At 72.7% G+C, this 17,580-nt stretch carries 1 protein-coding gene (only partly in view); it reads left to right on the top strand.

The features are described from left to right. A protein-coding gene (locus tag AW274_RS42515) for a non-ribosomal peptide synthase/polyketide synthase (protein ID WP_269750539.1) crosses the window boundary here: on the top strand, nucleotides 1-17,580 show its 3' portion. The gene continues 7,962 nt to the left of window position 1, outside the view; only the last 17,580 of its 25,542 coding nucleotides appear in the window; its start codon lies beyond the left edge, outside the window; it ends in the stop codon at nucleotides 17,578-17,580.

Genomic DNA, 17,580 nt, shown 5'->3' with positions numbered 1-17,580 from the left:
GACAGCGGCGGGTTGTCGGGTGTCCGGGTGGAGCCGGATTCGCTGGCGTATGTGATCTACACGTCCGGATCGACCGGCACTCCGAAGGGGGTGGCGGTCAGTCACCGCGGTCTGGTCAATCTGGTCGAGGTGTTCGGGCCGGTTCTGGGCGCGGGGCCGGGTACAGGGTTGTTGCAGTTCGCCTCGTTCGGGTTCGACGCCTCGGTGCTGGACGTGGTGGTGGCCCTCGGCACCGGGTCGACCCTGTGGGTGCCGGGCGAAGAGGAGCGCCGCCAGCCGGAGGCGCTGAAGCACCTGACCGGGGTCGGGGCGGCCAGTGTGGTCCCCTCGCTGCTCAACGTGCTCGACCCGGACGACTTCTCGCACATCGGCCCGATCGTGGTCGGCGCGGAGGGCATCACCGAGTCCGTCGCCCGCCGCTGGGCTCAAGGTCGGCGGCTGGTGCATGCTTATGGCCCGACTGAGGCCACGGTGATCGTCGCGGCCGGGGAGGTCGATGCCGATGAGGAGGGGCCGATCTCGTTCGGGCGGCCGATCGCCAACTCGCGGATCTATCTGCTCGATGACCGGCTCGCGCCGGTTCCGCCGGGGGTCGCGGGTGAGGTCTATGTCGCCGGGCTCGGTCTGGCGCGAGGGTATCTCGGCCGCCCTGATCTCACCGGTGAGCGGTTCGTGGCTTCGCCTTTCGACGCCGGCCAGCGCATGTACCGCACCGGCGACCTGGCGAAATGGACCCCGGACGGCCGGCTGGTCTTCCAGGGCCGCGCCGACGACCAGGTGAAGATCCGCGGGTTCCGCGTCGAACCGGGCGAGGTCGCCGCCGTCCTGCTGAAGAATCCGGAGGTCGCGCAGGCTGCCGTGATCGCCCGCGACGACCGTTTGGTCGCTTATGTGGTGGGCCAGGCGGAGGGCCTGAGGGAGTTCGCCGCCGAGCGGCTGCCCGACTACATGGTCCCCGCCGCCTTCGTCACGCTCGACGAGCTCCCCCTCACTCCCAACGGCAAGCTCGACCGCCGCGCCCTGCCCGACCCCGAGTTCGCCCCCGGCCAGGGCCGTCCCCCGGCCACCCTCAGGGAGGAGATCCTCTGTGCGGCGTTCGCCGAGGTCCTGGGCCTGGAGCGGGTCGGCGTCGACGACGACTTCTTCCGCCTGGGCGGGCACTCCCTGCTGGCGGTCCGCCTCGTCGAACTCCTGAGGCAGCGCGGCGTCGAGGTCCTCGTCCGGGCGCTCTTCGAAGCCTCCACCCCCGCCCGCCTGGCCCTGACCACCGGCAGCGCCGCGATCGAGGTTCCCCCGAACCGCATCCCCGAGGACGCGGAGCACATCACCCCGGACATGCTCCCGCTGGTCGACCTCACCGAGGCCGAACTCGCCCGGGTCGTCGCCTCGGTCGACGGCGGCGCGGCCAACGTCAAGGACGTCTACCCGCTGGCCCCCCTCCAGGAGGGCATGCTCTTCCACCACCTGCTGGCCGGCGACGGCGTCGACGCCTACGTCACCGTCCACGTTCTGGAGTTCGACTCCAGAACCAGGGTGGACGCCTTCGCCGCGGCGTTGCGCCAGGTCGTGGACCGGTACGACATCTACCGCACCGGCGTCGTCTGGGACGGTCTGGGCGAGCCCGTCCAGGTCGTGTGGCGGCACGCCGACCTGCCGGTCGCCGAACACGCGCCACAGGAGTCGGGCGAGGCGTTGGCCCAGCTCGTCGGCACCGCCATGAACCTGAGCCGGGCTCCGCTGACCGACCTGCACGTCGCCCCCGCCGCCGACGGCCGCTGGCTGGGGGTACTGCGGATGCACCACATGGTCTCCGACCACCAGGGCATGGACGTGCTGGTCAGGGATCTGCGGACGGTCCTCGGGGGCGGGGAACCGGCCCCCGCCCCGCCGTTCCGCGACTTCGTCGCGCAGGCGCGTGGCGGTGTCTCGCGGGCGGCGCACGAGGAGTTCTTCGCCGCGCTGCTCGACGGCGTGACGGAGCCGACCGCGCCGTTCGGCCTGATGAACGTGCACGGCGACGGCAGCGGCATGACCACCTCGCTGGTCCCCGTGCCGCGCGAGACGGCCGCCGCGCTGCGGGAGGCGGCGCGGCGGCTCGGCGTGACGACGGCGACGATCATGCACGTCGTCTGGGCGCGGGTGCTGGCCGCCGTCTCCGGCCGCGACGACGTCGTCTTCGGCACGGTGCTCTTCGGGCGCATGAACGCGGGCGCGGGCTCCGATCGGGTGGTCGGCCCGTTCATCAACACCCTTCCGGTACGGGTGCGATCCGGCCGTACCGGAACGAAACAGGCCGTGGAGAACATGCGGGCCCAACTCGCGGCCCTGCTCGAACACGAGCACGCGCCCCTCGCCCTCGCGCAGCAGGCGGCCGGACTCGAGGGCGGAACCCCTCTTTTCACGTCGTTGTTCAACTACCGCCACACCGGCGGCGGGCGGACCGAGCGCGCCGAGGGCGGGGAGGTCACCGGCGTCCGCACCCTCAGCACCCACGAGCACACCAACTATCCGCTGAGCGTGGCCGTCAACGACCCCGGCACCGGCGACCTGAGCGTCAACGTCAACGCCGGCGGCCACGTCGCGGCCGACATGGTCACCCGGCTGGTCCTCGTCACGCTGGAGAACCTCCTCGCCGCGCTGCCAGGCGACCGCGAACTCCGGACCGTGGACGTCCTCGACGACACCGACCGCGACCTGCTGCTGCGCGCCTGGAACGGCCCCGGGACCACGCTCCCGGCCGGGACCGTCCTCGACCTGTTCGCCCGGCGGGTGGCGGCCGTCCCCGAGGCGGTCGCGGTCGCCGCCGGAGACGCCACGCTGACCTACGCCGAACTCGACGCCGCGGCCGACCGCGTCGGCCGGCACCTGCGCGCCGCGGGCGCGGGCCCCGAAACGGTGGTGGGCCTGTGCCTGCCGCGCGGCCTCGACCTGGTCACCGCGATCCTGGGCGTGTGGAAGGCGGGCGCGGCCTATCTGCCGATCGGCCCGGATCTGCCGCCCGAGCGGATCGGGTTCATGCTGGCCGACAGCAGGGCGTCGCTGGTCGTCGCGGCCAGGGACACCGGCGCGGCCCTGACCGGCCCCGTCGTCTGGTTCGACGAGATCGGCGACGCCTCGGCCGACCTGGGCGGGCCGCTGCCCGCGTCGGCGGCGTACGTGATCTACACCTCGGGCTCGACCGGGACGCCCAAGGGCGTGTCAGTCCAGCACTCCGGGCTGGTGAACCTGGCCGTCGCGCAGATGGACCATTTCGCGGTGACGCCGGGTTCGCGGGTGCTGCAGTTCGCGTCGATCGGGTTCGACGCGGCGGTATCCGAGATCGTGATGGCCTTGTGCTCGGGCGCGACGCTGGTCATGACGTCCACCGACGAGGTGCTGACCGGTGATCTGTCGGGGGTGACGCACGCGACCCTGCCGCCGGCCGTGCTCGGCACCCTCCGAGAGGAGGACCTCGCCTCGGTGACCACCCTCGTCTCGGCCGGAGAGGCGATCGACGCTGGTCTGGCGGCCAGGTGGTCGGCGGGACGCCGGTTCGTGAACGCCTACGGTCCGACCGAGACGACGGTGTGCGCGTCGATGTCGCCGCCGCTCGAACCCGGCGCCGAACCGGTCATCGGCACGCCGATCGCCAACAGCCGCTCGTACGTGCTGGACGAGGACCTGCGGCCGGTCCCGCCCGGCGTCGCCGGCGAGCTGTACGTCGCCGGCACACCCCTCGCGCGGGGTTACGTCGGCCGCCCCGGGCTGACCGCGGAGCGGTTCACCGCCTCGCCCTTCGACGCCGGGCAGCGCATGTACCGTACCGGCGACCTGGCGAAGTGGACCCCCGACGGGCGGCTCGTGTTCGCCGGCCGGGTCGACGAGCAGGTCAAGATCCGCGGTTTCCGGGTGGAGCCCGGCGAGGTCGAGGCCGTGCTCCTGGCCTCGCCCGCGGTGGTGCAGGCCGCCGTGGCCGCCCACGGCGAGCGGCTCGTCGCCTACGTCGTCGGCGAGACCGACGGCCTGCGCGAGTTCGCCGCACGGCGGCTGCCCGACTACATGGTGCCCGCCGCCTTCGTCACCCTCGACGCGCTGCCGCTCACCCCGAACGGCAAGCTCGACCGCCGCGCGCTCCCCGCGCCCGGAACCGCGCCCCGGGAGGGCCGCGCGCCCGCCGGCGTCAGGGAGGAGCTGCTCTGCGGCGCCTTCTGCCACGTCCTCGGGCTGGAGTCGGTCGGCGTCGACGACGACTTCTTCGCCCTCGGCGGCCACTCGCTGCTCGCCGTGCGGCTGGTGTCACGCGTCCGGGTGGTGCTGGGCGCGGAGATCCCCCTCCACGCGGTCTTCGAGGCCCCCACGGTGGCCGAACTGGCCGCCCACCTGGCCGAGGCCGAACCGGCCCGGACACCGCTGCGGGCGAGGACGCGGCCGGAGCGCGTGCCGCTGTCGTTCGCCCAGCGCCGGTTGTGGTTCCTCGCGCAGCTCGACGGGCCGAGCCCGACGTACAACATGCCCACGACCATCCCCATGGCCGGTGACCTGGACGTGGCCGCCTTGGACGCCGCCCTGCGCGACGTCGTCACCCGCCACGAGTCGCTCCGGACGGTCTTCCCGGCGGTCGACGGCGAGCCGTATCAGCACATCCTCGACCCGGCGGAGCTCGACTGGGCGCTGCACGTGGAGCCCTTCGACCCCGGGGCGGTCGCGGCGGCCCGCGAGCACGCCTTCGACCTGTCGGCCGAGATCCCCATCAGGGCGTCGCTGTTCACCGGCGACGGGGAGCACACGCTGGTGCTGGTGCTGCATCACATCGCCGCCGACGGCTGGTCGATGCGCCCGCTGGCCCGCGACCTCTCCCACGCCTACGCCGCCCGGGTGGAGGGCCGCGCACCCGAATGGGAGCCACTCCCGGTCCAGTACGCCGACTACGCCCTCTGGCAGGGCGATCTCCTCACCGAGGACCTGCTCGCGTCCCAGGTCGGCCACTGGCGGCGCGTCCTGGCGGGCTCTCCGGAGGAGCTCCGGCTGCCCGCCGACCGCCCGCGCCCGCCCGTGACCGGCCACCTGGGGCACCGCGTCCCCCTGAACCTCCCGGCGGAGGTGCACCGCCGGCTCGTGGACGTGGCACGCGCCGAGGGGGCGACGGTCTTCATGGTCGTCCAGGCCGCGCTGGCCGTGACGCTGTCGCGTCTGGGCGCGGGCACGGACATCCCCATCGGCGCGGCCGTCGCCGGACGCACCGACGAGGCCGCCGACGATCTGATCGGCTTCTTCGTCAACACGCTCGTGATCCGCACCGACCTGTCCCGCGACCCCGAGTTCCGCAAGATCCTCGCCCGTGTACGGACGGCGAGCCTCGACGCCCTCGCCCACCAGGAGGTGCCGTTCGAGCGGCTCGTGGAGGAACTGGCCCCGGAACGCTCGTTGTCGCGGCACCCCTTGTTCCAGGTGATGCTGACCCTGCAGAACATCGAACGGACGGCGTTGAGCATGCCGGGCGTGCGGGGTGGCGCCGCCCCGGCCGAGTCGCGGACGGCGACGGCCAAGTTCGACCTGGACCTGTCCTTGAGCGAGCTCTTCGACGACAAGGGCCGGCCCGCGGGGCTGCGGGGATCGCTGACCGCCTCGACGGACCTGTTCGACGCCGGCACGGCCGCGACCGTGGCCGGGCGGTTCGCCCGCGTGCTCGACCAGGTCACGGCCGCGCCGGGAGTCCGGCTCCACGAGGTCGACGTGCTCGACCCGGACGAGCGCCGTCAGGTCCTGCACGAGTGGAACGACACCGCTTCCGACGTGGCGGCGGAGCCGGTGCTGCGGCTGTTCGAGCGGCAGGCGGCGGCGCGTCCGGACGCGGTGGCCGTGGTCGCCGGCGGTCGCGAGCTGACCTATCGGCAGCTCGACGAGTCGGCGCGGAGGGTCGCGGTCCGGGTGGCTGGTGCGGCGGTGGTGGGGTTGCGGTTGCCGCGTGGCGCGGACATGATCGCGGCGATTCTGGGCGTGTGGAAGGCCGGGGCCGCCTATCTGCCGATCGATCCGGAATTGCCCGTTTCGCGGGTGGAGGCGATGCTGGCCGACGCCCGGGTGGAGATCGTGCTGGACGACCTGTCCGACCTTCCGGAAGCCGGGGACCTGATAGAAGGTGACGGCGATCTCGCTTATGTGATCTTCACCTCTGGTTCGACCGGGACTCCAAAGGGGGTGGCGGTCACCCAGGCGGGGTTGGCCAACTACGTCGCCTCGGTCTCGGCCCGGCTGGGCTGGAGTGAGCCGGGCACGCGGTATGCGCTGCTTCAGCCGCAGGTGACCGACCTGGGGAACACGGTGGTGTTCATCAGCCTGGTCACCGGGGGCATGTTGCACATCCTGGATGAGGAAGCCGTCACCGATCCCGAGGCGGTGGCGGCGTATCTGGCCGAGCATCGCATCGATGCGTTCAAGGCGGTGCCCTCGCATCTGGCCGCGCTCACTTCGGTGGCGGGGGTCGAGCGGTTGATGCCGGCCGATTCGCTGGTCCTGGGCGGGGAGGCGGCCTCGGCGGAGTGGGTGGCCGAGCTGGTGGCCACGGGCCGGCGGGTGTTCAACCACTACGGGCCGACCGAGACGACCATCGGCGTCACCACCGCCGAACTGACCGGCGGGGTGGTGCTCGGTGGTCCGATCGCCAACACCCGCCTGTACGTGCTGGGCGACACCCTCAGCCCGCTTCCGCCCGGCGTGGCCGGGGAGGTGTACGTCTCCGGCCTGGGTCTGGCGCGGGGCTATGTGTCCCGCCCGGCCCTCACCGCAGAGCGCTTCGTGGCCTCGCCCTTCGCGGTGGGGGAGCGCATGTACCGTACCGGCGACCTGGCGAAGTGGACCACCGACGGGCGGCTCGTGTACCTGGGCCGGGCCGACGAGCAGGTCAAGGTGCGCGGGTTCCGGGTCGAGCCCGGTGAGGTCGAATCCGTTCTGCTGAGATATCCGGATATCTCACAGGCTGCGGTCCTGGCCAGCGATGACCGCCTGATCGCCTATGTCGTCGGCCAGACGGAGGGGCTGCGGGAGTTCGCCGCCGAGCGCCTGCCCGCCTACATGGTCCCCACCGCCTTCGTCACGTTGGACGAGCTTCCGCTGACCGCCTCGGGCAAGCTCGACCGCCGGGCCCTGCCCGCTCCCGAGTTCGCAAGCGGCGGGGGACGCGCTCCCGCCACCGTCAGAGAAGAAGTGCTGTGCGCCGCGTTCGCCCAGGTGCTGGGCTTGGAACGGGTCGGTGTCGACGACGACTTCTTCCGCCTCGGCGGGCACTCCCTGCTGGCGGTCCGGCTCGTGGAGGCGCTCCGGCAGCGCGGTGTGCCGGTGTCGGTCAGGGCGCTGTTCGAGTCGCCGACCCCGGCGGGACTGGCGCGCGCGGCGGCCACGACCGCCGTCGAGGTCCCCGCCAACCGGATCCCCGAGGACGCCATCCGCCTGACCCCGGACATGCTCCCGCTGGTCGACCTGACCGAGGCGGAGCTGGACCGGGTCGTCGCCTCGGCCGAGGGCGGCGCGGCCAACGTGAAGGACGTCTATCCGCTGGCCCCGCTCCAGGAGGGCATGCTCTTCCACCACCTCCTCGCCGGAGACGGCGTCGACGCCTATGTGCGCAAGCAGGTTCTGGAGTTCGACTCCCGCGACCGCCTCGACGCGTTCACCGACGCGTTGCGCCAGGTGGTGGCCCGGCACGACATCTACCGGACCGGCATCGTCTGGGACGGCCTGCGTGAACCCGTCCAGGTGGTGAGGCGTCACGCCGAGCTCCAGGTCGTCGAGCACGACCGCCAGGAGTCGGGCGTCACCCTCGTCGAGGCCGTGGGCTCGGCGATGGACCTGGGCCGCGCTCCCCTCATGGACCTCCACGTCGCCGAGACCGCCGACGGCCGCCTGCTCGGCCTGCTGCGCATGCATCACATGGTCTCCGACCACCAGGGCCTGGACGTGCTGGTCAGAGAGCTCCGCGCGGTCCTCTCCGGCGAGCCCGGCCGGCTGGCCGCGCCGTTGCCCTTCCGCAACTTCGTGGCCCAGGCCCGCGACGGGGTCTCCCGCGAGGAGCACGAGCGCTTCTTCGCCACCCTCCTCGGCGGCGTGACCGGCACGACCGCCCCCTATGGGGTGCTCGACGTGCACGGCGACGGGGCTGACGCGACGTCGTCGCTGGTCACCATCCCCGACGAGACCGTCGCGGCGCTCCGCGAGAGGGCCCGTGACCTCGGCGTGAGCGTGGCGACGATCATGCATGTGGCGTGGGCGCGGGTGGTGTCGGTGGTGTCGGGCCGGGACGACGTGGTGTTCGGCACGGTGTTGTTCGGGCGGATGAACGCGGGTGAGGGTTCTGATCGGGTGGTCGGGCCGTTCATCAACACCCTTCCGGTGCGGGTGCGTTCGGGTCGTGTCGGGATCAGGGAGGCCGTGGAGGGGATGCGGGCGCAACTGGCCGGTCTGCTCGAACACGAGCACGCGCCGCTGGCCCTGGCCCAGCAGGCCGCGGGCCTGGAGGGCAACACCCCGCTGTTCACCTCGCTGCTCAACTACCGCTTCGCCGGTCAGGGCGGCGAACGGGACGAACGGCAGCCGGAGGTGCCGGGGATCCGCAACGTGCTGACCCGCGTCCAGAACAGCTATCCGCTGACCGTCTCGGTCAACGACCGGGGCGCGGACGGACTCAGCCTGAGCATCCTCGCGGCCGCCGGAATCGACGGCGAGGCTGTCGGGTCGCTCATGCGGGTCGCGACCGAGAACGTCACCGAGGCCCTGTCGGCCTCTCCTGACCTGGCATTACGTGCCGTGGACGTCCTCGGTGACGAGGTCCGTGCGCTCCTGAGCACCTGGAACGACACCGCTTCCGATGGGGTGGCGGAGCCGGTGCTGCGGCTGTTCGAGCGGCAGGTGGCGCTGCGTCCGGACGCGGTGGCCGTGGTCGCCGGCGGTCGCGAGCTGACCTATCGGCAGCTCGACGAGTCGGCGCGGAGGGTCGCGGTCCGGGTGGCGGGTGCGGCGGTGGTGGGGTTGCGGTTGCCGCGTGGCGCGGACATGATCGCGGCGATTCTGGGCGTGTGGAAGGCCGGGGCCGCCTACCTGCCGATCGATCCGGAATTGCCCGTCTCGCGGGTGGAGGCGATGCTGGCCGACGCCCGGGTCGAGATCGTGCTGGACGACCTGTCCGACCTTCCGGAAGCCGGGGACCTGCCAGAAGGTGACGGCGATCTGGCTTATGTGATCTTCACCTCAGGTTCGACCGGGACTCCGAAGGGGGTGGCGGTTACCCAGGCGGGGCTGGCCAACTACGTCGCCTCGGTCTCGGCCCGGCTGGGCTGGAGTGAGCCGGACACCCGGTATGCGCTGCTTCAGCCGCAGGTGACCGACCTGGGCAACACGGTGGTGTTCATCAGCCTGGCGACCGGTGGCATGTTGCACATCCTGGATGTTGAAGACGTCACCGATCCGGAGGCGGTGGCGGCGTATCTGGCCGAGCATCGCATCGACGCGTTCAAGGCCGTGCCCTCGCACCTGGCGGCGCTGACCTCGGTGGCGGGGGTCGAGCGGTTGATGCCGGCCGATTCGCTGGTCCTGGGCGGGGAGGCGGCCTCGGCGGAGTGGGTGGCCGAGCTGGTGGCCACGGGCCGTCGGGTGTTCAACCACTACGGGCCGACCGAGACCACGATCGGCGTGACCACTGCGGAACTGACCGCCGACGTCGAGCTGGGCACCCCGATCGCCAACACGCATCTGTATGTGCTGGATGAGGCCCTCAGCTCGCTCCCGCCCGGCGTGGCCGGGGAGCTGTACGTGGCGGGGGCCGGTCTGGCCCGGGGGTATGTCTCCCGGCCCGCTCTGACCGCTGAACGGTTCGTGGCCTCGCCTTTCGATGCCGGGGAGCGCATGTACCGTACCGGCGACCTGGTCAAGTGGACCCCAGACGGGCGGCTGATCTTCCAGGGCCGGGCCGACGACCAGGTCAAGGTGCGCGGGTTCCGGGTCGAACCCGGCGAGGTCGAATCCGTTCTGCTGAGATGTCCGGATATCTCACAGGCCGCGGTCCTGGCCAGGGACGACCGCCTGATCGCCTACGTCGTCGGCCAGACCGAGGGCCTGCGGGAGTTCGCCGCCGAGCGCCTGCCCGCATACATGGTCCCCGCCGCCTTCGTCGCACTGCCCGCGCTGCCGCTGACCTCCAGCGGCAAGCTCGACCGGGCGGCGCTGCCCGACCCCGACCGGCCGGCTGCCCGCAGGGAGCCCGCCGACGAACGGGAGGCGGCCCTGTGCGAGGTGTTCGCCCAAGTCCTCGGGCTGGAGTCGGTCGGGGTCGACGACGACTTCTTCCACCTCGGCGGGCACTCGCTGCTCGCGATCCGGCTGCTGTCGCGGATCAGGGCCCGGCTCGGCGCCGAGGTGCGCATCAGGATGTTGTTCGAGGCGCCCACCCCCGCCGGGCTGGCCGCGCTGCTGGCCGGGCCGGACACGCGGCCGGTTCTGGCGCGGCGGGCGCGTCCCGAGCGGGTGCCGTTGTCGTTCGGGCAGCGGCGCCTCTGGTTCCTCGCGCAGCTGGAGGGGCCGAGCCCGACGTACAACATCCCGGTCGCCATCCCCCTGAGGGGACACGTCGACGCCGGCGCCCTGGACGCCGCGCTGCGCGACGTGCTCGGCCGCCACGAGTCGCTGCGCACGGTCTTCCCGTCGCAGGAGGGCGAGCCCTACCAGCAGGTCGTCGGCCTCGACGGGCTCGGCCGGCTGCTGGACGTCGTCCAGGTCGGCGCGGACGACCTCGCCGACGCCGTCGACCGGGCCCGGTGGCACGCCTTCGACCTCGAACGCGAGCTCCCCATCAGGGCGACGCTGTTCCAGGCCGCGGACGGCGAACAGGTGCTCGTGCTCGCCATGCACCACATCGCCACCGACGGATGGTCCCTCGCCCCGCTGGCCGCGGACCTGTCCGCCGCCTACGCCGCCCGGCTCCGGGGCGAGGCGCCCGTATGGCCGCCGCTGCCGGTGCAGTACGCCGACTACGCCCTCTGGCAGCGCGACCTGCTCGGCGACGAGTCCGACCCGGCCAGTCCGCTCTCACGCCAGGTCGCCTACTGGCGGGAGGCGCTGGCCGGGGCGCCGGAGGAGCTGACCCTGCCCGCCGACCGGGTGCGGCCCGCCGTGTCGTCCCGGCGGGGGCACGCCCTGCCGATGCGGACCTCGGCCGACGTCCACCGCCGCCTGACGGAACTGGCCCAGGCCGAGGGCGCGACGGTGTTCATGGTCGTGCAGGCGGCGCTGGCGGTGACGCTGTCGCGGCTCGGCGCCGGGACCGACATCCCGATCGGCTCGGCCGTGGCCGGGCGGACCGACGAGGCGCTCGACGGCCTGGTCGGCTTCTTCATCAACACCCTGGTCATCCGGACCGACCTGTCGGGCGACCCGGTGTTCCGGGAGGTGCTCGGCCGGGTCAGGGAGGCCGGGCTGAACGCGCTGGAACACCAGGACGTGCCGTTCGAACGCCTGGTGGAGACCCTGGCGCCCGCCCGCTCGCTCTCCCGGCACCCGCTGTTCCAGGTGGCGCTGCTGGTCCGCAACACGGAGAGGGCCTCACTCGACCTGCCCGAGGTCCGGGCCGGCGGGCGGTCCGCACCGGCCGGTCCGGAAGGCCCGGCGCTGGTCCCGGCCAAGTTCGACCTCGACGTGGCGATCCGCGAGACCTTCGACGACCAGGGGCGCCCGGCCGGTCTCCAAGGCTCCATGATCGCCTCGACCGACCTGTTCGACGCCGCGACCACGGGACGCCTGATCGGCGCCTTCACCCGCGTGCTGGAACGGGTGACGGCCGACCCTGACGTGCGGGTCCACACGGTGGACGTGCTGGAGGAGGGTGAGCGGGAGCGGGTTCTGCGGGGCTGGAACGACACGGCGCGTGAGGTGCCCTCTTCGAGCATCGTGGACCTGATCACCCGGCAGGCCCCCGACGCGTTCGCGGTCGAGGGCGAGCTGACCTACGGCGAGCTGGATCTTCGGTCGGATCGGCTGGCGCGGCGGTTGCTCGCCGTGGGCGTGGGTCCGGAGTCGATCGTCGGGGTCTGCCTGCCGCGTGGCGCGGAGATGATCACCGCGATCGTGGGGGTTTGGAAGGCGGGCGCGGCCTATCTACCGGTCGATCCCGGTAATCCGGCTGAGCGGGTGGGTGCGGTGCTGGCCGACGCCGGGGTGGCGTGCGTGCTGGCCAGTCCCGAAACCCGCCACCTGGTCCCGGCCGGGATGGAGATCGTTCTCGCCGGCACGAGGGATTCCGCGGCTCCGCCCTCTGCGGGGAGCAGGGATCCCTCTGCGGGGAGCGGCGATCCCTCTGCGGGGAGTGGGGATTCCACTGCGGGGAGCGGGGATCCCTCTGCGGGGAGTGGGGATTCCTCTGCGAGGAGCGGGGATTCCTCTGCGGGGAGCGGGGATGAAGCGGGCCTTTCGGACAGCGGCGGGTTGTCGGATGCCCGGGTGGAACCGGATTCGCTGGCGTATGTGATCTACACGTCCGGATCGACCGGCACTCCCAAGGGGGTGGCGGTCAGTCACCGCGGTCTGGTCAACCTGGTCGAGGTGTTCGGGCCGGTTCTGGGTGCGGGGCCGGGTACAGGGTTGTTGCAGTTCGCTTCGTTCGGGTTCGACGCCTCGGTGCTCGATGTCGTGGTGGCGCTGGCGACCGGGTCGACGCTGGTTGTCGCCGATGAGGGCAAGCGGGCCCAGCCTGAGCTGCTGCGGGAGCTGACCTCGGTTGGGGCGGCCAGCGTGGTTCCCTCCCTGCTCAACGTGCTCGACCCGGCCGACTTCTCGCACATCGGCCCGATCGTGGTCGGCGCGGAGGGCATCACCGAGTCCGTCGCCCGGCGGTGGGCCCAAGGCCGGCGGCTGGTCCACGCTTACGGCCCCACTGAGGCCACGGTGATCGTCGCCGCCGGTGAGGTCGACGCCGGTGAGGAGGGGCCGATCTCGTTCGGGCGGCCGATCGCCAACTCGCGGATCTATCTGCTTGATGACCGGCTCGCGCCGGTCGCGCCCGGGGTCGCAGGTGAGGTGTATGTCGCCGGGCTCGGTCTGGCGCGGGGGTATCTCGGCCGTCCCGATCTCACGGGTGAGCGGTTCGTGGCCTCGCCTTTCGCGGCGGGGGAGCGCATGTACCGTACCGGCGACCTGGCGAAGTGGACTCCCGACGGTCGGCTGGTCTTCCAGGGCCGCGCCGACGACCAGGTCAAGATCCGCGGGTTCCGCGTCGAACCAGGCGAGGTCGCCGCCGTCCTGCTGAAGAGTGCGGGTATCTCGCAGGCGGCGGTCATCGCCCGCGACGACCGCCTCGTCGCTTATGTCGTGGGCCAGGCAGAGGGACTGAGGGAGTTCGCCGCCGAGTGGCTGCCCGACTACATGGTCCCCGCGGCTTTCGTCAGGCTGGACGAACTGCCCCTCACCCCGAACGGCAAGCTCGACCGCCGCGCCCTGCCCGAACCCGAGCAGGTCACCGCTTCCGGCCGGGCGCCCGCCACCGTCCAGGAGGACATGCTCTGCAACGCCTTCGCCGAGGTCCTGGGCCTGGAGCGGGTCGGCGTCGACGACGACTTCTTCGACCTGGGCGGGCACTCCCTGCTCGCCGCGCGGCTCGTCTCCCGCATCAGGACCGTCCTCGGGGCGGAGGTCCCGCTGTGGACCCTCTTCGACAACCCCACCCCCGCCGGAGTGGCCGCCCACCTGGCGGGGCCGGACGAGCGCCGCACCCGTCCGCCGCTGCACCGGCGCACCAGGCCCGAACGGGTCCCCCTGTCGTTCGCGCAGCGGCGGTTGTGGTTCCTCGGCCAGCTCGAAGGCCCCAGCCCGACCTACAACATCCCGATGACGATCGGCCTGAGCGGCGCCCCCGACGTCACCGCGCTGAACGCCGCCCTCCGCGACGTCCTGGAGCGCCATGAAGCGCTCCGCACGATCTTCCCGTCGGTCGACGGCGAGCCGCACCAGCACGTCGTCCCGATGGAGGACCTCGACTGGTCACTGGAGGTGGAGCAGGTCGAGCCGGACGGGATGGCGGCCGCCGCCGCGGCGGCGCGGCGGCACGCCTTCGACCTGTCGACCGACGTCCCGGTGAAGGCCTGGCTGTTCCAATCGGGCCGTGACCAGACCCTCGTCGTGGTCATGCACCACATCGCCGGCGACGGCTGGTCGTCGGCGCCGCTGAGCCGCGACCTCACCACCGCCTACACCGCCCGTCTCGAAGGACGGGCCCCCGAGTGGACCCCCCTTCCGGTCCAGTACGCCGACTACGCCCTCTGGCAGCACGACCTCCTCGACGAGACCCTGCTGGCCGAACAGGTCGGCTACTGGCGCGAGGCCCTGGCCGCGCTCCCCGACGAGCTGGCGTTGCCGACGGACCGCCCGCGACCGGCCACCGCGACCCACTACGGCCACCACGTCCCGCTGCGCATCCCCGCCGACGTGCACCGCAGGCTGGTGCGGCTGGCGCGGGACGAGGGGGTGACGGTCTTCATGGCCGTACAGGCGGCTCTCGCGGTGACCCTTTCCCGGCTCGGCGCGGGCTCGGACATCCCGATCGGCTCCGCGGTGGCGGGGCGGCTCGACGAGGCGTTGAACGACCTCGTCGGCTTCTTCGTCAACACCCTGGTCATCCGGACCGATCTGGCCGGTGATCCGGCGTTCCGGCAGGTGCTGGCCCGGGTCAGGGAGGCGAGCCTGGGCGCGCTGGCCAACCAGGACGTGCCGTTCGAGCGCCTGGTGGAGGAGCTCGCCCCGGCCCGGTCCCTGGCCCGCCACCCGCTGGTCCAGACGGTGCTGACCATGCAGAACCCCGAACGCGCCGGAGAGGAACGCCCGGAGGTGGGCGCGTCGGGTCCCGAGGTGGTCCCGGCCAAGTTCGACCTCTACTTCCCGATGGCCGAGACCTTCGACCGTGACGGGAACCCGGCCGGGCTGCGCGGCGCGGTCACCGCCTCGGCCGACCTGTTCGACGCCGCCACGGCGGGCCGGATCGGCGAGTGGTTCGCCCGCGTGCTCGACGTCGTGACAGCCGACCCCGACCTGCGCCTCCACGCGGTCGACCCGGTCGCCCCGGCGGAACGGGACCTGCTCCTCGGCACCTGGACGGACACCGCCGCCCCCGGTGTTCCGCTCCCGCTCCTGGAAGCCTTCGCGCGCCAGGTGGCGACCGTTCCGGACGCGGTGGCGATCACCGCGCCCGGCGCCCAGGTCACTTACGCCGAGCTCGACGCCCGCGCGAACCGGCTGGCCCGCCATCTGACCGGACTCGGCGTGGGGCCGGAGTCGGTCGTCGGGCTGTGCTTCCCCGACGGGCTCGACATGATCACGGCTGTCGTCGCGGTCTGGAAGGCGGGCGCCGCCTACCTGCCCATCGACGGGACGCTGCCCGTCGAGCGGATCGCGTTCATGCTGGCCGACAGCGGGGTCAGGGTCGTGCTCGGCACCGAGGACGTCCTCGGCGACCTGCCTGCGGGCCGGGTCCGCATGGTGGCCCTCGACGACCCGTTCACGGAGATGGTCCTGACCACCCTCCCCGCCACGCCTCCCCGCCACGACGCTGAGCCGGACTCGCTGGCGTACGTCATCTACACCTCGGGATCCACCGGCCGGCCGAAGGGCGTGGCCGTCACCCAAGGCTCGCTGGCCAACTACGTCGCCTCGGTCTCGGCCCGGCTCGGCTGGACCATTCCGGGCACCCGCTACGCGCTGCTCCAGCCGCAGGTCACCGACCTGGGCAACACGGTCGTGTTCACCAGCCTGGCCACGGGTGGGCACCTCCACGTGCTCGACCCCGGTTCGGTCACCGACCCCGAAGCGGTGGCGCGGTATCTGGCCGACCACCGCATCGACGCGCTGAAGGCGGTGCCCTCCCACCTGGCCGCGCTCGCCGCCGCGACCGGCGCCGAACGCATGACGCCCGCCACCTCGCTCGTGCTGGGCGGCGAAGCCGCCCCGCCCGCGCTGGTCGCCGACCTCGTCGCCACCGGCCGCCGCATCTTCAACCACTACGGCCCCACCGAGACGACGATCGGCGTCACCACCGCCGAACTGACCGCCGGCGTCGAGCTCGGCACCCCCATCGCCAACACCCGTCTGTACGTGCTGAACGACGCCCTCCACCCGCTCCCGGTCGGCGTGACCGGCGAGCTCTACGCGGCCGGCGCCCCGCTGGCCCGCGGCTACGTGGCCCGCCCGAGCCTGACCGCCGAACGTTTCGTCGCCTCGCCCTTCGACGCCGGTCAGCGCATGTACCGCACCGGCGACCTGGCGAAGTGGACCCCCAGCGGCACGTTGGTCTTCCAGGGACGGGCCGACGACCAGGTCAAGGTCCGCGGCTTCCGCGTCGAACCCGGCGAGGTGACCGCCGCCCTGCTGGCACATCCCGACGTCTCGCAGGCCGCCGTGGTCGCCCGCGACGACCGGCTCGTCGCCTACGTCGTCGGCGAGACCGGGAACCTCCGGGAGTACGCCGCCGAACGGCTGCCCGCCCACATGGTCCCGGCCGCCTTCGTGGGCGTCGACGCGCTCCCGCTCACCGGCAACGGCAAGCTCGACCGTCGCGCGCTGCCCGCCCCCGACTTCGCGGCGGCGGCCTGGGCGGCGGTGAGCCGGGGTCCCGCCACCGCCCTGGAGAACCTCGTCTCCGAGACGTTCGCCGAGGTGCTCGGGGTGCCGTCGGTGCAGGTCGACGACGACTTCTTCCACCTCGGAGGGCATTCCCTGCTGGCCGTCACGCTCGTCACCCGCCTGGCCGAACGCGGGGTCTCGACGTCCGTCCGGGCGGTGTTCGCCGCGCCGACCGTCGCCGGGCTCATCGGCGGGCTCAGCCTGTCGTCCCTGGGCGACTCGCTGGGCGGTCTGCTGCCGATCCGCACCGGAGGCGGGCGTCCGCCCTTCTTCTGCGTGCACCCCGGCGCCGGCCTGAGCTGGTGCTACCGCCCGCTGACCCGGTTCGTCCCCGGCGACATCCCCCTGTACGGGCTCCAGGCGGCCGGGCTCCAGGGCGGCGAGCCCGCCGGGGACGTCCGGGAGATGGCGGCCGACTACGTCCGGCGGATACGGGAGGTCCAGCCGTCGGGGCCCTACCACCTGCTGGGGTTCTCGTTCGGCGGCATCCCCGTCCACGAGATCGCCGTGCAGCTCCAGGAAGCGGGGGAGACGGTCGCCGCGCTGGTCATCATGGACGCGTACCCCTTCAAGCAGCGCCTGGCCGAACCGGCGGGGCCGCCCCAGGAGACCGATCCCGAGGAGAGGCTCCGGCGGACCGCGGAGCGGTTCCGCGAGGAGGTGGGGGAGGTCCTCGGCGGGATCTCCGACGAGGAACTGCTCCTGATCGCGAAGATCTTCACCAACAACACGGAGCTCAGGCGGGCCCACGAGCCGGGCGTGTTCCGGGGCGACGCGCTGCTGCTGACCGCCGTCGAGGGCAAGGAGAACCCGGAGGCCGCCGCCCCCCGCTGGCAGCCGCACGTCGACGGCGCGGTCGCGGAGGTCGGCCTGCCGTGCCGCCACTCCGACCTGATGCGGCCCGACATGCTGGAGCTGGCCTGGCGGGCGATCGAGGAGTGGATGGCCCGGTGA

Origin of the sequence: Herbidospora daliensis, assembly GCF_001570585.1 — a bacterium.
Lineage (GTDB): Bacteria > Actinomycetota > Actinomycetes > Streptosporangiales > Streptosporangiaceae > Herbidospora > Herbidospora daliensis.
The sequence above is the reverse complement of the archived record's forward strand: the minus strand, read 5'-3'. Positions and strand labels throughout refer to the sequence as shown.